Below are 17,404 nucleotides of genomic sequence, written 5' to 3'. Positions count from 1 at the left end.
CCATTCCCGTATCAATCTCTACAGAATGGCAATTCCATAGAGTTTCATCATGCTCGACAGGACCGATCGCCGCATCCTCGCGTTGCTCCAGGGCGACGGCCGCATCGCGGGCGTCGAGCTGGCCGAGAAGGTCGGGCTTTCGCCGACCGCCACGGGCGAGCGGCTGAAGCGGCTGACGCGCGACGGCTACATCACCGGCTATCGCGCCACGCTCGATCCGATGAAGCTCGGATTAAACCTCCTCGTCTTCGTCGAAGTCTATCTCGACAAGACGACACCGGACGCCTTCGAGCGCTTCGCCGCGGCGGTGAAGCGGGCGCCCGAGGTGCTGGAATGCCATATGGTGGCTGGTGGCTTCGACTATCTGGTCAAGACGCGCGTCGCCGACATGAATGCCTATCGCCGCTTCCTCGGAGAGGTGCTGCTGGCGCTCCCGGCCGTGCGCGAGACCCGGACCTATGCGGTGATGGAGGAGGTCAAGACGGACGGTGCCCTGCCATTGTGACGCAAATGCCGCCGCGTTGACGCCATTTCAACATCTTATGGTGTCAAGAAGCGTGGATGGCACGGATATGCCGTGCCGATGCCCGCAGGGCACTCAGAGGCCTGCCATGCCGATCGCTCCGTCCCGTCCGTCCACTGACCTGTCGCGCCGTGCGCTCGGGCGGCTGGCGATGGGGGCCGCGATCGCCGCGACAAGCGGCGGCATGGCCGGAGCGCAAGGCAATGCGGCGATCCGCTTTGCGCTGGACGGCCGCTTCGATGGGCCGTCGGCGCCGTTTCTGATCGCGCAGGAGAAGGGCTATTTCGGTGCCGAGGGGCTCGACGTCACGATCGAGCCGGGCACGGGCTCTCGCGCCATGCTGCAGCGCCTGGCGACAGGTGCGCAGGACGCCGGTTTCGGCGACGTCAATGCGCTCATCCGCTTCCGCGACGAGAACCCCAGTGCCGATCTCAAGGCGGTGATGATCGTCCACGACCGGCCGGGCTTCGCGATCGTCGGCCGCAAGAGCCGCGGTCTGACCGCAGAGCCGCCCAGCCTGGAGGGGCGCAAGATCGGTGCTGCCAGCGGCGATGCCGCGCTGGCGCAATGGCCGGTCTTCAAGAACCTCAACAAGATCGACGACAGCAAGATCAGGCTGGAAACCGTGGGCTACCCCGTGCGGGAGCCGATGCTGGCCTCCGGCGAGCTCGACGCCGCCCTCGGCTTCGGGCCCTCCTCCTATGTCGGCCTCAAGGCGCGCGGCGTGCCGGTCGACGACATCATCCTGATGGAGATGGCCGATCACGGCCTCCTTGCCTATGGCAGCGCCGTCATCGTTGCGGGCAAGCTCGCGGCGGAGAAGCCGGATGCCGTGCGAGGCCTCGTGCGCGCCGTCACCCGCGGCTTCCGCGATGCCGTGGTCAATCCGGCCCTGGGCGGGCAATTGGTCCTGCGCCGCAATGAGGATGCACAGCCGGAGATCGAGCGCGAGAAGCTCGCCATGGTCATCGCGCAGAACGTTCTGACGCCTTATGTGCGCGTCCACGGCCTCGGCGGCATCGACCGGGAGCGCTGGTCGCGGGCGCTGGACCAGCTCGCGCTGGCAGGGAGCTTCCGCGACAAGGCACGGGCGGGCGATGCCTTCTCCGACGCCTTCCTGCCGCCGCCGGGCGAACGCATGTTCTGAGCGCATCCTGACGCACGGAAAACTTGCGCGCGCGGCGGGGTGACAGCCGGGAGCCGCCTGCCTATCGTGCCGCGCCTCCCGCTGGACCCACATCTTGAAATTGCCAGACCTGTCCGACTATGCCGCGCTGCGCGACGCTTTCCGCTGGCGCATTCCGGATCGCTACAACATCGCCGTCGACGTCTGCGACCGCTGGGCGGCAAGCGAGCCCGAGCGTCCGGCGATCATCGAGGTCTCGCAGGATTGGCTGGTGACGCCGGTCAGCTTCGGCTGGTTCCGCGAACATTCGAACCGGCTCGCCAACGCCCTGCGCGCACGCGGCGTCGGCCGTGGAGACCGCGTCGCGATCCTGCTGCCGCAGGGCCGGGCGGTCCTGGCGGCGCATCTCGCCGCCTACAAGCTCGGTGCCATCGCGGTGCCGCTGGCGGCGCTGTTCGGCGTCGATGCGCTGGCCTATAGGCTGGAGGATTCCGGCGCGAAGGTCGTCGTGACCAATGATGCGGGGCTCGCGAAGCTCAGCCAGATCGCGCAGCCCCTGCCGGAGCTCTCTCTGCTGATCTCCACCGACGGAGCGGATGGGCGCGCGGAAGGCTGGGACGCGCTGCTTGCCGAAGGCAGCCCGGATTTCGTGCCCGCCGAGACGACGCCGGACGACCCGGCACTGATGATCTATACCTCCGGCACGACGGGCAATCCGAAGGGCGCGCTGCATGGTCACCGCGTCCTGCCCGGCCATCTGCCGGGCGTGCAGATGCCGCACGAGTTCATGCCGCGCCCGGGCGACCTCGCCTGGACGCCGGCCGACTGGGCCTGGGCCGGCGGATTGCTCAACATGCTGCTGCCGGCGCTGCATTTCGGTGTCGCCGTGGTCGTGCGGCCGGTGACGCGTTTCGAGCCGGAGGAGGCCTATCGCCTGATCCAGGATCTCGGCATCCGCAACGCCTTCGTGCCGCCGACCGCGCTCAGGATGCTGCGCGGCGCCGGCAATCCGCGCGGGCGTTACCAGTTGCATCTCCGCACGGTCGCGGCGGCCGGCGAGGCCCTTGGTGCCGAGACGCTGGCCTGGGGGCGGGAAGCGCTGGGCCTGACGATCAACGAGGCCTATGGCCAGACCGAATGCAATCTCGTGCTCGCATCGAGCGCCGCCATCGGCGTGAGCCGGCCGGGCTCGATCGGCAAGGCCGTCCCCGGCCATCAGGTCGCGATCATCCGGCCGGACGGCATCGTCTGCGCTCCCGGCGAGGAGGGACAGATCGCGGTGCGCCGGCCCGACCCGGTGATGTTCCTCGAATACTGGCGCAACCCCGAGGCCACGGCGGCGAAGTTCATCGGCGACTGGATGATCACCGGTGACGAGGGCGTCCAGGATGAGGACGGCTATGTCCGCTTCATCGGCCGCGACGACGATGTCATCACCTCGTCGGGCTATCGGATCGGGCCAGGCGAGATCGAGGATTGCCTGCTGAGGCACCCGGCGGTCGCGCTGGCGGCGGTGGTCGGCAAGCCCGACGCGCTGCGCACCGAGATCGTCAAGGCCTTCGTCGTGCTGAAGCCTGGGCAGGGCGGGTCGCCGGCCCTGGTCTCGGAGCTTCAGAACTTCGTGCGCGCCCGCTTGTCGGCCCATGAATATCCGCGCGAGATCGCCTTCCTCGGCGAACTGCCGATGACGACGACCGGCAAGATCATCCGCCGTGTATTGCGGGCCGAGGCCTGAACAGCGACTGGCCGACCCGCCTGCTGATGCGGGCCGCCAGATCGGCCGGGGTGCCGGCGCGCCGATGGCTGAGGCGCAGCGTCGCGAAGCCGTCGCTTTTGGCTCCGAAAACCGGCAGGCCGCCAGCGAGCCGGATTTGCCGCGACGGGGCTGTCTTGCGCATCATCGCCAGGAGCAGGGCCAGCGGCCGCGCCCGAGCCAACTCGTCCTCGTCGGCGGCCAGATAGAGCCAGCTCGCCGGAGACCGGCCGATCGTCAGCGCTGCCGCGATCGGTATTTCATCCAGCATCAGCAGCGCGATCCGGCAGAGCTTCTGGCGGCTGAGGCTGCGGCTCATGCTGCGCAGGAAGGCGGCCTCGCGAATGTCCTGCAGGGTCGCGCTGCCGGTCCGCCCACGCCGGCCCGAGGCTTCGAGCGCGAGCAGGATCTCGGCGGCGTCGCGCCGGCCGGCGAGCGTCGAGGGCTCTTCCAGACGCAGCGTTCCATGCGCCTCTAACGCGGCCCGGGCTTCTCGGAGGTTGGTCGGGGCCGTAAACTGCGCGTCCGGCCGGCCAAGGCTGTGCCAATCCGCCAAGAAGCCGTGCCTGCGGGCGAGGCCCGTGAGCGCCGCGGCGAACGGGCCGCCCGGGTCGATCGCGTGGAAGGTCAATCCGGCCGTCGGCCCCGCCTCACCGCGCCAGGCACGCAGCAGCGCCGACAGCGCCGGCGCCACGAAGGTGGCGTCGATCAGCGGCGTGCCGTTGAGCAGGCGCGGATCGGCGAATTCGTCGAGGGCCTCGGCCGCGAACAGACGCTGGCGCCTGCGAAAGGGCGCGAGGCCGATGAGCCGGCGCGGCTGGCCTCCGGGTCCGCCCTGCCAGAGAAGCATGAGCGCGACATCGCGGAACGAGACGAGATGCTGTGCCGCCGCCAGTGCAAATCCCGGATCGAGAAAAGGGTTGGGCTCGATGGCGCGGGTGGCGAGATCGGCCCATTCCCCGATGATGTCGGCACAGGAGCCGAGCGGGCGGATCTCGCAATGGACCGCCGTGCCGGGATGCAGTCGAGGCGGGCTCGATGCCGTGGTGGACATGGCGGCGCCCGTGCCCGCCAAGGCCATGATCTCGCTCATCCGATCCTGCTCCCGATGCATCGTTCCGGCGCATGGCTGTGCCGGATTGGCGAGAAACAGGCATGTGCCTCGCCGCGCGAGGGAACAGGTTCAAGAAGCGCGCCGCGGCGTTCTCAGTGGTGATGCGCCGTTTCGGCTTGCTCCGCCTGCTGGCCGAGGAAGGCGGACCAGAGGCGCTGCACGGTCTCCTCCTCGATATCCTTGACGATGAGGACGAGGCGCGAACGCCGGTCGGCATCGGGCCAGCCTTCGAGCTGGATGGGCGGGTGCAGGATCTGCTGCACGGCATGGACGAGCAGCGGACGGCCCGGCTGCTCGGCGAGATCGACGAGACCCTTGAGCCGCAGCAGCCGCGGTCCGTGGATCGAGCGCAGCAGCGTCCAGAACAGATCGAAGGTGCTTTGCGCGACGGGACGGTCGGCCGTCAGGGCGAAGGCGCGGATCGCCTCGTCGTGACGGTTGACGTCATGCGGGTCCTGCCCGTGGTGATGATGGTGGTCATGACCGTGATCGTGGCCATGATGGTCGTGGCCGTGATGGTGATGGTCGTGCCCGGATACCGTCGTTTCCGCCAGCCAGCGTCGCAGAGCCGCCGGCCGCCGCGCCAGATCGTAGAGGCTCGCGCCGACGAGGTCGCTCGCGGGCGCGTCGGGGAGCAGGATCTCGACGCCCGGGTTCAGCGCGCCCAGACGCCTGCGCAGCGCATCGGCCTCGGCCGGCGTCGCGATATCGGTCTTGGTCAGGACGAGGCGGTCGGCGGCGACGACCTGCCGGCGCGCCTCCTCATGCTCGTCGAGCGTCGCCATGCCGTTGACCGCATCGACGAGCGTGGCGACGCCGTCCAGCCGGAAGCGCATGGCGAGATAGGGGTGGTTGATCAGCACGTTGAGGATCGGTGCGGGATCGGCGAGCCCGGTCGTCTCGATGACGACACGGCTGAAGGCTCCGATGCGGCCATTGTCGCGGCGGCGCAGCAGGTCCTCTAGCGTCACGATGAGGTCGTCGCGGATGGTGCAGCACAGGCAGCCGGATTCGAGGAGGATCATGTTCTCCTCGACGCCCTCGACCATCAGATGGTCGAGCCCGACCGCGCCGAACTCGTTGACGAGCACGACTGTGTCGGCGAGCGCCGGGTCCTTCAGGAGCCGGTTGAGCAGCGTCGTCTTGCCGGCGCCGAGGAAGCCGGTGAGCAGCATCAGCGGAACGGGGGCGGGGCGGGCGGGGGTCTGTCGTCCGGTCCGATGCATGGTCAAAGGTTGGATCGCCATCATGCGTCCCGTGACGCAAGAGCGATGCGGCCTTCAGGCGGGCACGACGCTCCGCCTTGAATGTTCTAATATTACATTAGTGACCAGCGCCACGATGACAAGGGCGCCGCCGCCATACTGCAATGGCCCCAGCCGCTCGGCCAGGACGATGGCCGCGATGGCCACGGCGAAGACCGGCTCGGCGCAGAAGGCGAGGCCGGCCGGTCCCGGGGCGATCCGTGCAAGGGCGAGGATCTGCAGGACGAAGCCGATGATGTAGCCGCCATAGGTGATGGCGATGGCGATCGGCGCGAGCAGGAAGGTCTGCGGCGGAAGCAGGCCGCCGGTGATTGCCAGGATCGCCAGCGTCACCGGCAGGATGACGACATGCGACCAGAACAGCTTTGGCAGCGTCGCGACCTGCGCGCAGCGGGCGGCGGCGAAGAACTGCGCGGTCGCGCTGAGGCTGGCGAGGAAGGCGAGGGCAAGCCCGCGCGGATCGAGCCCGTGCAGGTCGGGCCCGACGACCAGGGCGACACCGAGGAAGGCGACGAGCGCGACGGCGAGCCTGTCGGCCCGGAACGGCGCGGAGGTGAGGAGAGGCTCGGCCAGCACGATGAGGATCGGGAAGGTGTAGAACACCACGGCCGCGACCGAGACGGGCACGAAGCTGACCGAGGAGAGATAGGCGATGCCGACGAGCGCGGTGGCGAAGCCGAACAGCAGGACCGGCTGCCTTTCGCTGCGTGCGAGCCTGAGCGAGCCCCGCCACACCAGCGCCGTGCCGCCGACGAGGATCAGCATCAGCAGCACGCGATAGAAGACGAGCAGGGGGCCGCTGAGGCCGGCCTGTCCGGCGATCTGCGCGCTGACGATATTGGTGCCGAAGGCCGCGGCCGAGGCGAAGGCCAGCAGCAACCCGTTACGTTCGCTCGCCGGCCGTGTGTCCAATCAGGCCTCAGGCGTCGCTGGCGGGCTTGGCTTTCGCCTTCGCGGCGGGCTTCTCGGCCGGCGGCTTCACGGCGGCCTGCGATGGCCGCGGCTTGGGCTGCGGGATCGAGGCTGCGGGCGTCTTGCCGGGCTGGGGCTTTGCGGCCGGAGTCTTGGCAGGCTGCGTCTTGGCCGCCTGCGCCTTGGCGTTGCGCGGTGCCGCCTTGATGCCGGCGGCTGCGCCCGGCCGCAGGCTCGCTGCATTCGCGGCGCCCCGCTGGACCGCGCCCTGGAGCCGCAGCGGGCCGCCCTCGAAAGCGTCGGTGGAGGGCTGGACCGGGGTATCTGCCGGCGCGAAGGCCGTGGTGCGGCGCGGGATCGCGCCATTGCTCGACGCGGTACGCCGGGTCGGAGTGGCAGCGAGCCCGGCGGCGATCGGAGCGCCCGGCTCGATCGTCGGGGCGGTGCCGCGCGCGACGCGCGAGTCCGGCTGCGCCGTGACATTGGCTGCGAGCGGAGCCGAGGCGGAGCCGGCGGTGCGCCCGAAGGAGACCTGGATCGGCACGACCTGCGCCCGCTGGCCGAGGATGACGCGCCCGCGCGGCGAGCGCGTCGCGACCGTGCCGGCCGACTGGGTCGCGAAGGTCCCGAACCGGCCGCCGTCGGAATCGTTGCCGGCCGCCGCCGCTGCCGATGCCGAGAGCGGGCCGGAGAGATCGGCATCGTCGGCCAGTGCGACGCCGCCGCCGCGACGGCGGACATCGTCGCAGATGTTCGGCGCCCGCGTGCCGCTCGGTGGCATCGAGGCGACATTGTAGCCCGTGCCGCCCCAGCGGCCGAAGCTTTCGTCGAGAATCTGGGCTGCCTTGACGGTTCGCTCAACGCCGGAGACCGAGCCGAGCACCACGGCGATCAGGGTGCGGCCGCCGCGATTGGCGGTGGCGACGACGTTGAAGCCGGAGGCGCAGGTGAAACCGGTCTTCATGCCGCCGATGCCGGAATAGCGCCCCACCAGGCCGTTGGTGTTGTGCATCACCTGCTTGCCGAGCTGGACGGCCGAGGTGTTCCAGTAGTCCGAATACTGTGGGAAATCGTGCATCAGCGCCATGGCGAGGATGGCGAGGTCATGCGCGCTGCTCTGCTGGTCGGGATGATCCCAGCCATTGGGATTGACGAAGCGGGTGTCGCGCATGCCCAAGCGCTGCGCCTCGGCGTTCATCATGTCGACGAAGGTGCCGACATCGCCGCCGACGCCCTCGGCCACGACATAGGCGATGTCGTTGGCCGATTTCACCATCATGATGCGCAGGGCGTTGTCGAGCGTGACCTCCTGCCCGGCCCGGATATAGACCTTCACGCGCGGCTGGCTCGCGGCCAGCTTCGAGGCCGGGATCGCCGTCTCCAGGCCGATGCGCCCCTCCCGCACTGCCTTCAGCGCGAGATAGATCGTCATCATCTTGGTCGTGGAGGCCGGGCGCCAGGCCTGCGTCGCGTTCTCGCTGGAGAGCACCTCGCCGGTCGATGCGTCGACGACCAGACTAGCCCCGGCGAGGGCGGGACCCGTCACGGCGAAGGTGAGGGCGAGGGCGGCAGCGCAGCGTGAGAGGATCATCGGGCGGTCTTGAACCTGTCTTGGCGGGTGGCGAGGACGGCGCAGGGTTCAACGCGATGCATGCGGCGATTTCGAGACGGCGAGCAGATTTGTCCGCCCATGAACGCATACCTACCCCTAGCCGAGCGATTTGCCTAGTCGCGCAGGCCGGTTCAAAAGCCTAAGCCCGTCTTGCTTTCCCAAGGCTTACCGTGGCTTTCGGTCTTCTCTGGATCCCTGCGACCATCGTCGCCTCGCTGCTGCAGACCGCACGCAACCTCGCGCAGCGCTCGCTCACCGACATCATCGGCGTCGTCGGCGCCACGCAGGTGCGCTTCCTGTTCGGCCTGCCTTTCGCCGCGCTTTTCCTGCTCCTGGCCTGCATCGGGCTGCAGCGCCTGCCGCCCGCCATCGGCATGGCGTCCCTCGGCTTTACGCTCTGGGGCGCGTTGACGCAGATCGCGGCGACGGCGCTGATGCTGGCGGCGATGCGCGAGCGCTCCTTCGCGGTGACGACGGCCTATACCAAGACCGAGCCCGTGCAGGTCGCGCTGTTCGGTGCCGCGCTGCTGGGCGACGCGCTGACGCCGCTGAAGTTCCTCGCCATCGCGGTCGCGACGGCCGGCGTGATCGTGGTCTCGTGGAAGCCGGGCGAGAAGCTGACCCGCGCGGGCATGCGCCCGGCCGTGCTCGGCATCGTCTCCGGAGCCTTCTTTGCCCTGTCCGCCATCGGCTTCCGCGGCGGCATCCAGGCGCTGCCGGAAGGCGGCTTCCTGATCCGCGCCTCGACCATCCTCGTGCTCGGCCTCGGCCTGCAGACCGCGATCCTGACGCTCTATCTGCTCGCCGCCAATCGCGACGCGCTGATCCAGAGCCTGAGGAACTGGCGGCGCTCGCTCTCGGCCGGCTTCCTCGGCGCCGCCGCTTCGCAGTTCTGGTTCATCGGCTTCTCGCTAACCACGGCCGCCAATGTCCGCACGCTCGCCCTGATCGAGGTGCCGCTGGCGCAGATCGCCTCGCGCCGCCTGTTCTCCGAAGGCACCAGCAAGCGCGAAATCCTCGGCATGGCGATGATCGTCGGCGGGGTCGGGCTGTTGCTCTCGGTGGCATTGCGATGAGCGGAGCGGCCGGCTAGTGCTGAACAAAAGCCCGTCAGCCGATCCGCGCACGGCCATCATGCGCGGATACCGGCTTGCCGGGCGGAGCAAGGCTGCCAAGATATAGTGTAGCTGCACATTAAGGGAGAATCCGTCATGAGCGCTGCAATCGTCGGCTGGGCGCATACGCCGTTCGGCAAGCAGGATGCCGAAACCGTCGAAAGCCTGATCGTGCGCGTCGCGACCGACGCGCTGGTCGATGCCGGCATCACCGCCGACCAGGTCGACGAGATCGTGCTCGGCCACTACAATGCCGGCTTCTCCGCACAGGATTTCACCGCCTCGCTGGTGCTCCAGGCTGATCCGGCCCTGCGCTTCAAGCCGACCACGCGCGTCGAGAATGCCTGCGCCACCGGCTCGGCGGCCGTCCATCAGGGCGTGCGGGCGATCAAGGCCGGTGCTGCGAAGGTCGTCCTCGTCGTCGGCGTCGAGCAGATGACCAAGACGCCATCAGCCGAGATCGGTAAAAACCTGCTCAAGGCCTCCTACCTGCCCGAGGATGGCGAGACCCAGGGCGGCTTCGCCGGCGTCTTCGGCCAGATCGCCGCCGCCTATTTCCAGCGCCATGGCGACCAGTCCGATGCGCTCGCCATGATCGCCGCCAAGAACCACAAGAACGGCGTCGACAATCCCTATGCGCAGATGCGCAAGGACCTCGGCTACGCCTTCTGCCGCGAGGAGAGCGAGAAGAACCCCTATGTCGCCGGGCCGCTGAAGCGCACCGACTGCTCGCTGGTCTCGGACGGCGCCGCCGCCATCGTGCTGGCCGACGAGGCGACCGCGTTGGAGATGCGCCGCGCCGTCGGCTTCCGCGGCATGGCCCATGTGCAGGATTTCCTGCCGATGTCGAAGCGCGACATCCTGAAGTTCGAGGGCGGCGCGCTCGCCTGGCAGAAGGCGCTGGCCGATGCCGGCGTGACGCTGGAGGACCTCTCCTTCGTCGAGACGCATGACTGCTTCACCGTCGCCGAGCTGATCGAATACGAGGCGATGGGCCTGACCAAGGAAGGCGACGGCGCCCGCGCCATCAAGGAAGGCTGGACGCAGAAGGACGGCAGGCTGCCGGTCAACGTCTCCGGCGGCCTCAAGGCAAAGGGCCACCCGATCGGCGCGACCGGCGTGTCCATGCACGTGCTCTCGGCGATGCAGCTCACCGGCGAGGCGCCGGAGGGCATGCAGCTCAGCGATCCCCGCCTCGGCGGCATCTTCAACATGGGCGGGGCCGCGGTCGCCAACTACGTCTCCGTGCTCGAACGGATCAAGTAAGGCACTGCCACAGCGGGCCGGATACAGCCGGCGCGCCTGGAACGACATGTCATCCCGGCCGCAGCGAAGCGGAGCGCCGGGATCCATGCCTGAACCTCGTCGGTGACGCTCCGGCATGGATCCCGGGTCAAGCCCGGATGACTTGAGGTTCCGTGCGATTCAGAATTCTCCGAGTTCCCGGCTTAGCAGCCCAAGCGGATACTCTCTCGACGTGACGGTCTTCATCGCGCTTCTGCCGGCCTACATCCTCTCGATCTTCTACCGCTCCTTCCTCAGCGTGATCGCCGGGCTGGTGATGGCCGATCTCGGCATCGGCCCGGCTGCCTTCGGCCTGCTCGGCGCGGCCTGGTTCATCGCCTTCGCATTGGCGCAGTTCCCGGTCGGATGGGGGCTCGATCGGGTCGGCCCGCGCCGGACGGTGGCTGTCGCGATGGCGATCGGCTCGGCCGGTGCCTTCCTGTTCGCGCAGGCCGGCGGGGCGCTTTCGGCCGGCGTCGCCATGGCTCTGATCGGAATCGGCTGCTCGCCGATCTTCATGTCATCGCTCTTCCTGTTCGCCCGCACTGCCGCGCCGGCGCGCTTCGGGCTGCTGACTTCACTGTTCATCGCGCTGGGCTCGCTCGGCAATATCGCCGGGGCGGCGCCGCTGGCTATCGCGGCGGCGCATTTCGGCTGGCGCGGCGCGATGATGGCGATGGCCGCCGCCTTCCTGGTTGCGACCATCCTGGCGGCGTTGCTGGTGCGCGACCCGCCGCCGCGTCCCGCCTCGGCGGCGCCGGATGAAGGGTTGCTGCAAGGACTAGCCAGCATCGTCGCCATCCGACCGCTCTGGCTGCTCGCGCCGCTGACGATCACCGGCTACGCCATCGTCGCGACCGTGCGCGGCCTGTGGATCGCGCCCTTCATGACGCAGGTCCATGGCTTCGATGCCGTCTGGGCCGGGCATGCGGCGACGATCATGGCGGTGGCGATGATCGTCGGCGCATTCGTCTATGGCTGGCTGGAAAGCCGGACCGGGCAGGCCAAGGCGATCGTGCTGTGGGGGACGCTGCTGACGGCGCTCGGCTTCGTGTTGCTGGCCTTGAGCGGCCAGAATTCGCATCTGACGGCGATCGCGCTGTTCTCGCTGATCGGCGCGGCGGGCTTCACCTATGCGATCCTGATGGCGCATGCCCGGCAGTTCTTCCCGGAGCATCTGATCGGGCGCGGCATGACCTTCGTGAACTTCCTCTTCATCGCCGGAGCCGCGGCGGTGCAGTCCGCCTCCGGCTGGTTCATCGCCGAGCAGCGCGCGACCGGGCTCGACGCGGCCTCGACCTTCGCCAACCTGCACTGGGCCTTCGCCGCCCTGCTGCTGGCCTCGGTCGCGATCTACGCTTTCGCGCCGGCGCGGCCGAAGGGCTGACGGACCGGCGGGGCCGGATGGTTCTTGTCGCGAGCCCGCCTAGGTATTACTTTTAGATCAGGCGGTAATACGGAGGTGGCCATGGCGACGACTGTCACCAGCAAGGGGCAGGTCACGATCCCCAAGGTCGTGCGGGATAGGCTCGGCATCAAGCCTGGCAATGCGGTCGATTTCCGGATGGAGCCGGACGGCAAGGTCGTCCTGCTGAAGGTCGGCGCGGAGGTCGTAAAGAATCCTCTCGATAAATGGCGCGGTATCGCCGGGCCGGGCCCGAGCACCGACGAGATCATGGAAATGACCCGGGGAGAATCTTGAAGGCGACGCTCGTCGACTCGAATGTCTTTCTGGATCTCATCACCAATGATCCGGAGTGGGGTAAATGGTCGGCCGGACAACTGGGCGCGGCGATGAGCAGGGGAGGCCTTGTCATCACCGAGGTGATCTATGCCGAGCTCTCCATTCGCTTCGACGATATCGTGACGTTCGATACCATGTTGACCGACTTCCGCGTCGAAATCGATCCGATGTCACGGCAAGCGCTGTTCGTCGCCGGCAAGGCCTTCCGGCGCTATCGCGCGGCCGGTGGCACACGGGCGAGCGTTCTCCCGGATTTCTTCATCGGAGCGCATGCCGCTGTGGCGGAGGTCCCGCTGCTAACGCGTGATGCGCGGCGCTATCGCAGCTATTTTCCATCGGTCGAACTGATCGCACCCGAATAGAGCTGCGCGCTCAAACCTCGTCTGGCGCCTTTGCCGCGATCGCCAGCGCGTGGACGCGGTCCGCGAGCTCCTGCGCCAGCGCCGCATTGATGAGGCGGTGGCGCTCGAGCCGGCTCTTGCCGGCGAAGGCATCCGACACGATATCCACGCGGAAATGAGTCTCCCCGCCCTCGCGCCAGCCGCCATGGCCGTGATGCTGGTGCGATTCGTCGATCACCCTCAGCTCCTGTGGCGCAAAGGCCTCGGTCAGCTTTCGCGTGATTCTTTCAGCGATTGCGGTCATGATCGCGCCACCGTTGCAATGATTGTCCTATCGGTTCGGCGGTGTGTTGCATCGCACTTGCCGGTCCGAACCTTGCGTCTCATAACCCTTCGACGATGAACATCAACTCGCGCCTTTTCGATCGCATCAGGATCGGCCCTTCCGAGGCGGAAGCGGTCGAGGGTAATGATGCGCCCCGTTGCGACCATCCCGGCTGCACGCGCGTCGGCGAATTCCGCGCGCCCAAGGGGCGCGGCCGCGAAGGCCAGTTTTTCCTGTTCTGCATGGAGCATGTGAAGACCTACAACGCGACCTACAACTATTTCGCCGGGATGGATGACGAGGCGCTCGCCGCCTACCAGAAACAGGAAGAGATCGGCCACCGGCCGACCTGGAAGCTCGGCGTCAACTCGAAGGCGGCGCGGATGTCGCAGCGCGGCCGCGCGGCGAAGGGCGAGGCCAGCGCCGACATGCACGACGCCTTCAACCTGTTCGGCGCACGCAACAAGCAGCAGGCCGCACAGCCGGAATCGCGCGTCGGCGTGGTCGCGCGCAAGGCGCTCGATACGCTCGGCCTCGACGACACCGCCGACTCGGCCGCGATCAAGGCGCGCTACAAGGAACTGGTGAAGCGCTTCCATCCGGACGCCAATGGCGGCGACCGCTCGCGCGAGGGCACGCTGCAGGAGATCCTGAAGGCCTATCAGCAGCTCAAGAGCGTGGGGATGGTCTGACCGGGCGTGTCATCCCGCACGCGCTGCGGCACGCAGTGCTGCTGCGCAGATGCGGGATCGCATGACGAGAAGGCGCATTATCCTGCACACGGTCCCGTGTCTGCGCAGCGGCGTTACACGCCGCAGCGCGCACGGGATGACGGCTACCGCTCCTTCGCCGCCAGCCCCGCCACATCGGCGATGATGCCGTCCAGCGCGAAATCCTTCGGCGTATAGACCCGCGCCACGCCCATGTTGCGCAACGCGTTCTCGTCGTCGGGCGGGATGATGCCGCCGACCACGACCGGCACGTTCATGCCGGCGACCCGCAGCCGCGCCGTGACGTCGCGCACCAGCGGCAGATGAGAGCCCGAGAGGATGGAGAGCCCGATGATGTCGGCGTCCTGCGCCTTCGCCTCGCTGACGATCTCCTCCGGCGTCTGGCGGATGCCGCCATAGCTCACCGCCATGCCGGCGTCGCGGGCGCGCACGGCGATCTGCTCGGCGCCGTTCGAGTGCCCGTCGAGCCCCGGCTTGCCGACGAGGAAGCGCGGCGGCCGGCCGAGCCTTTCCGTCGCCTTCTCGACGGCTGCGCGCGCTGTGGCGAGGTCTGCGGCGTCGCCGAGCTTCTTGGTGTCGACGCCGGTGGGGGCGCGGTATTCGCCGAAGATCTCGCGCAGGGTCTGCGCCCATTCGCCGGTGGTGACGCCGGCCTTGGCGCAGGCGATCGAGGCCGGCATGACGTTGCGGCCCTCGCGGGCGCTGCTTGCAAGATCGGCCAGTGCCGCCTCTGCCGCTTTCGTATCGCGGCCCGCGCGCCAGGCCTTGAGCCGCGCGATCGCCTCCATCTCGACCGAATCCGGCACGGTGACGACGTTGCCTTCGCCGGCCGAAAGCGGCGAGGGCTCGCTGCTGGTGAACCTGTTGACGCCGACGACGACCTGCTCGCCGCGCTCGATCGCCTCGATGCGTCGCGCGCCGTTCTCGACAAGCGCCTGCTTCATGTAGCCGCTCTCGACGGCCGCGAGCGCGCCGCCCATGTCGTCGATCTTGGCGAGTTCCTCCAGCGCGGCCGCCTTGAGCTCGGCGACCTTGGCATCGACCACGGTCGAGCCGTCGAAGATGTCGCCGAATTCGAGCAGGTCGGTCTCATAGGCCAGGACCTGCTGCATGCGCAGCGACCATTGCTGGTCGAACGGCCGGGGCAGCCCGAGCGCCTCGTTCCAGGCCGGGAGCTGCACGGCGCGGGCACGCGCCTTCCGCGACAGCGTCACCGCCAGCATCTCGATCAGAATGCGGTAGACGTTGTTCTCCGGCTGCGGCTCGGTCAGCCCGAGCGAATTGACCTGCACGCCATAGCGGAAACGGCGCATCGCCTCATCGGCCACGCCATAGCGGCCGAGCGTGATCTCGTCCCAAAGCTCGACGAAAGCCCGCATCTTGCAGAGCTCGGTGACGAAGCGCATGCCGGCGTTCACGAAAAACGAGATGCGCCCGACGATGCCGGGGAATTCTTCCTGGCTCACCTCGGCGCGTGCGCGGATGGAATCGAGCAGCGCCACCGCGGTCGCCAGCGCGAAGGATAGCTCCTGCACCGGCGAGGCCCCGGCCTCCTGCAGGTGGTAGGAGCAGACATTGGTCGGGTTCCATTTCGGCAGCTCGCTGGCCGCGAACACCACGATGTCGGTGGTGAGCTGCATGGAAGGACGCGGCGGGAAGACATAGGTGCCGCGCGAGAGGTATTCCTTGACGAGATCGTTCTGCGTCGTGCCCTGCAGCAGCTTGCGGTCGGCCCCCTGCTCGTCGGCCACCGCGACATAAAGCGCAAGCAGCCAGGCCGCCGTCGCATTGATCGTCATCGAGGTATTCATCTGAGCGAGGGGGATATCCTCGAACAGGGCCCGCATGTCGCCGAGATGGCTCACGGGCACGCCGACCTTGCCGACCTCGCCGCGCGCCAGCACATGATCAGGGTCGTAGCCGGTCTGGGTCGGCAGGTCGAAGGCGACGGAGAGGCCTGTCTGACCCTTGGCGAGATTGTTGCGATAGAGCTTGTTGGACTCCGCCGCGTCGGAATGACCGGCATAGGTGCGGAAGATCCAGGGTTTGTCGCGCGCCGTCTGCTGGCCGCCGGTCTTCGTCGCGGTCATGGCGTTTCCCCGTATTGCTGAGCAATCTGAATGTTGCACTGCGGCGAGGATAACGCCAGAGCGTCGCGGCTGTCGCGTGCGACGTTAGGATGACGGGTTTTTCACGCGGACAGAGCGCGTTTCAGGGAAACGCGCAGCTCCTTCGGCAGGCGGCCGAACGATGGACCAGCGCGCCGGAAGCCGAGCCAAGCGGGCGTCGCGCGCCTATCGCGGCGAAACGCTGCCCTTGATCTCGACGGTGGGCAGCTCAAGCGAAGCCAGGCGGCGGTCGGGCCTGGGCGGAGCGGCGAAGGCGCGCACGGCTTTCGGCAGATCGAGATCGATCGGCCGGCCCGGCGGCAGCGGCGCGTTCTTGACCAGCATGACGGCCGGCGTCTCGATAGCGGGAAGCCTGGGCGTGGCAGCCTGAGGTGCGAAGCCCAGGGGCGCCGAAGCGAAGGAGGTGGAGGCGACCGGGGACGCGGTCGTGAGCGGCACGGAGGTGGAGGCCGATGCGAGCTGGATCGTCGGCTCCTCGATGCGCTTGCGCTCGGGGCGCTCGCCCTTGAGATAGAAGGCGTTGCCGCCGGCCACGGTCACATAGTGCATGTTGGCGTAGCCGAAGCGCATGCCGGCCATGTGGAAGTGCTTGGCCGATCCGACCGCCTCGTTCCGGCGGCCATCGAGGATGTCGTCCGCAATGGCCTCGATCTGGGGCCGGGTGCGTTCCGGCATCGGGCGTGTCAGGACGCCGGACGCGAACTGGCGGGGAGCTCCGACCACGCCGCAGATCGTCTCGGGATAACGCGCCGATTCGACCCGGTTCATCACGACCGTGCCGACGCCGAGCAGGCCGGCTTCGCTCGAGCGGTTCGATTCGAAATACATCGCGCGGACCAGGCATTCCTTTTCGCGCGGATCGGCCTTGGCCAGAGCGACGGCGCGCTTGCGCGCGACAGTCGGGTCCTTCGCCGTCGGCGCGGAGACAGCGGCGGTCTCGACCGGCGACATACTGCAGGCACCCAAGGCGGGCGCCGCCAGCGCGATCAGAAGCGGGATCGACCTGCGGCCGCCGTACCGGAGCACCCCATCGGAGCGGAGACCAAGTGCAGCGATCGCGGCCCGCTTCATGCGGTAACTCCTGGGTTCAGGATCCTCGGTGGCCAGACGCAGCACACCGGGATCACCAGCAAGGAAACCCGAAACACTTAACAGAAAGTTAATCCCGGAAGGAAGGGCCGAGCCACGCAAGGTGAGCCGCGGCGAGGGATCTTGCCGGCTATGGAGAATCTAACATGTTGGTAAAACAAGGAAAATTATGATGGACGGCGCGGCGAATTTTCATTTTTCCGCGTTACGGATCGGTCATCATTGCCGGAGCAGGGGCGCGATCGCGGAGCGGCTTGCCGGCAATTCGACGGCCTCCCGACCGTTTCTCGATCAAAGGTCGATCGTGATCATCGATGTGTCGCTGGCGACCGTCGCGGTGG

The 17,404-nt window shown here is 68.1% G+C and carries 16 protein-coding genes; 9 read left to right on the top strand and 7 right to left on the bottom strand.

Annotated elements, in window-relative coordinates; genetic code table 11:
• Positions 1-46: 46 nt before the first annotated feature.
• The 3 genes from AC2FAN_RS07715 to AC2FAN_RS07705 all read left to right on the top strand — a co-directional run bounded on the left by AC2FAN_RS07715 (position 47) and on the right by AC2FAN_RS07705 (position 3,384).
• Complete coding sequence (locus tag AC2FAN_RS07715) at positions 47-505, top strand: Lrp/AsnC ligand binding domain-containing protein (RefSeq protein ID WP_320109583.1); 459 nt, start codon at positions 47-49, stop codon at positions 503-505.
• A 106-nt stretch (positions 506-611) separates the two neighbouring features.
• Complete coding sequence (locus AC2FAN_RS07710) at positions 612-1,670, top strand: ABC transporter substrate-binding protein (protein WP_265051443.1); 1,059 nt, start codon at positions 612-614, stop codon at positions 1,668-1,670.
• A 100-nt stretch (positions 1,671-1,770) separates the two neighbouring features.
• Positions 1,771-3,384, top strand: a complete 1,614-nt coding sequence (locus AC2FAN_RS07705) for an AMP-binding protein (RefSeq protein WP_485173733.1) — start codon at positions 1,771-1,773, stop codon at positions 3,382-3,384.
• Here AC2FAN_RS07705 and AC2FAN_RS07700 read toward each other — a convergent pair.
• The 4 genes from AC2FAN_RS07700 to AC2FAN_RS07685 all read right to left on the bottom strand — a co-directional run bounded on the left by AC2FAN_RS07700 (position 3,353) and on the right by AC2FAN_RS07685 (position 8,284).
• Positions 3,353-4,495, bottom strand: coding sequence for a GNAT family N-acetyltransferase (locus tag AC2FAN_RS07700; RefSeq protein WP_485173293.1), 1,143 nt, complete (start codon positions 4,493-4,495; stop codon positions 3,353-3,355). The two genes, AC2FAN_RS07705 and AC2FAN_RS07700, sit on opposite strands and share 32 nt — an antisense overlap.
• A 113-nt stretch (positions 4,496-4,608) precedes the next feature.
• On the bottom strand, positions 4,609-5,763 hold the full coding sequence (locus AC2FAN_RS07695) for a CobW family GTP-binding protein (RefSeq protein ID WP_485173292.1): 1,155 nt from the start codon (positions 5,761-5,763) through the stop codon (positions 4,609-4,611).
• 33 nt (positions 5,764-5,796) lie between these two features.
• Positions 5,797-6,693 carry a DMT family transporter gene (locus tag AC2FAN_RS07690; protein ID WP_265051447.1) on the bottom strand — a complete coding sequence of 299 codons (897 nt, stop codon included), beginning with the start codon at positions 6,691-6,693 and terminating at the stop codon, positions 5,797-5,799.
• 7 nt (positions 6,694-6,700) lie between these two features.
• Positions 6,701-8,284 (bottom strand): serine hydrolase, encoded by a 1,584-nt coding sequence (locus AC2FAN_RS07685; RefSeq protein WP_265051448.1) that lies wholly within the window; start codon positions 8,282-8,284, stop codon positions 6,701-6,703.
• A 191-nt stretch (positions 8,285-8,475) separates the two neighbouring features.
• Here AC2FAN_RS07685 and AC2FAN_RS07680 point away from each other — a divergent pair, with 191 nt between their 5' ends.
• From AC2FAN_RS07680 to AC2FAN_RS07660, 5 genes are all read left to right on the top strand, one after another.
• A complete protein-coding gene (locus AC2FAN_RS07680; protein WP_476805279.1) occupies positions 8,476-9,381 on the top strand; it encodes an EamA family transporter in 906 nt (301 codons plus the stop codon).
• Positions 9,382-9,516: 135 nt separating this feature from the next.
• On the top strand, positions 9,517-10,686 hold the full coding sequence (locus AC2FAN_RS07675) for an acetyl-CoA acetyltransferase (protein ID WP_485173291.1): 1,170 nt from the start codon (positions 9,517-9,519) through the stop codon (positions 10,684-10,686).
• A gap of 211 nt (positions 10,687-10,897) precedes the next feature.
• On the top strand, positions 10,898-12,091 hold the full coding sequence (locus AC2FAN_RS07670) for an MFS transporter (RefSeq protein ID WP_485173290.1): 1,194 nt from the start codon (positions 10,898-10,900) through the stop codon (positions 12,089-12,091).
• A gap of 81 nt (positions 12,092-12,172) precedes the next feature.
• Positions 12,173-12,406: an AbrB/MazE/SpoVT family DNA-binding domain-containing protein gene (locus AC2FAN_RS07665; RefSeq protein ID WP_485173289.1), complete on the top strand. Its 234-nt coding sequence runs from the start codon at positions 12,173-12,175 to the stop codon at positions 12,404-12,406.
• Entirely contained in the window at positions 12,403-12,810 is a 408-nt protein-coding gene (locus tag AC2FAN_RS07660) for a type II toxin-antitoxin system VapC family toxin (protein ID WP_485173288.1), read from the top strand. The genes AC2FAN_RS07665 and AC2FAN_RS07660 overlap by 4 nt, the downstream gene beginning before the upstream one ends.
• Before the next feature lie 10 nt (positions 12,811-12,820).
• Here AC2FAN_RS07660 and AC2FAN_RS07655 read toward each other — a convergent pair whose 3' ends face one another.
• Positions 12,821-13,093 (bottom strand): BolA family protein, encoded by a 273-nt coding sequence (locus AC2FAN_RS07655; protein ID WP_485173287.1) that lies wholly within the window; start codon positions 13,091-13,093, stop codon positions 12,821-12,823.
• 95 nt (positions 13,094-13,188) lie between these two features.
• Here AC2FAN_RS07655 and AC2FAN_RS07650 point away from each other — a divergent pair, with 95 nt between their 5' ends.
• Positions 13,189-13,806: a J domain-containing protein gene (locus tag AC2FAN_RS07650; protein ID WP_265051455.1), complete on the top strand. Its 618-nt coding sequence runs from the start codon at positions 13,189-13,191 to the stop codon at positions 13,804-13,806.
• A 143-nt stretch (positions 13,807-13,949) separates the two neighbouring features.
• Here AC2FAN_RS07650 and AC2FAN_RS07645 read toward each other — a convergent pair whose 3' ends face one another.
• Positions 13,950-15,935 (bottom strand): methylmalonyl-CoA mutase family protein, encoded by a 1,986-nt coding sequence (locus AC2FAN_RS07645; protein ID WP_485173286.1) that lies wholly within the window; start codon positions 15,933-15,935, stop codon positions 13,950-13,952.
• A gap of 204 nt (positions 15,936-16,139) precedes the next feature.
• Positions 16,140-17,045 (bottom strand): cell wall hydrolase, encoded by a 906-nt coding sequence (locus AC2FAN_RS07640; RefSeq protein WP_485173285.1) that lies wholly within the window; start codon positions 17,043-17,045, stop codon positions 16,140-16,142.
• Positions 17,046-17,404: the final 359 nt, after the last annotated feature.

The sequence above is a fragment of the Allobosea sp. RIT-PG3_2 genome, assembly GCF_057321085.1.
The sequence above is the reverse complement of the archived record's forward strand: the minus strand, read 5'-3'. Positions and strand labels throughout refer to the sequence as shown.

Bases quoted from the DNA above. Each gene is read 5' to 3' on its own strand.
- AC2FAN_RS07710 (WP_265051443.1), top strand. From the start codon at position 612: ATGCCGATCGCTCCGTCCCGTCCGTCCACTGACCTGTCGCGCCGTGCG.
- AC2FAN_RS07695 (WP_485173292.1), bottom strand. From the start codon at position 5,763: ATGGCGATCCAACCTTTGACCATGCATCGGACCGGACGACAGACCCCC.
- AC2FAN_RS07675 (WP_485173291.1), top strand. From the start codon at position 9,517: ATGAGCGCTGCAATCGTCGGCTGGGCGCATACGCCGTTCGGCAAGCAG.
- AC2FAN_RS07640 (WP_485173285.1), bottom strand. From the start codon at position 17,045: ATGAAGCGGGCCGCGATCGCTGCACTTGGTCTCCGCTCCGATGGGGTG.
- AC2FAN_RS07665 (WP_485173289.1), top strand. From the start codon at position 12,173: ATGGCGACGACTGTCACCAGCAAGGGGCAGGTCACGATCCCCAAGGTC.
- AC2FAN_RS07650 (WP_265051455.1), top strand. From the start codon at position 13,189: ATGAACATCAACTCGCGCCTTTTCGATCGCATCAGGATCGGCCCTTCC.
- AC2FAN_RS07700 (WP_485173293.1), bottom strand. From the start codon at position 4,495: ATGAGCGAGATCATGGCCTTGGCGGGCACGGGCGCCGCCATGTCCACC.
- AC2FAN_RS07655 (WP_485173287.1), bottom strand. From the start codon at position 13,093: ATGACCGCAATCGCTGAAAGAATCACGCGAAAGCTGACCGAGGCCTTT.
- AC2FAN_RS07685 (WP_265051448.1), bottom strand. From the start codon at position 8,284: ATGATCCTCTCACGCTGCGCTGCCGCCCTCGCCCTCACCTTCGCCGTG.
- AC2FAN_RS07645 (WP_485173286.1), bottom strand. From the start codon at position 15,935: ATGACCGCGACGAAGACCGGCGGCCAGCAGACGGCGCGCGACAAACCC.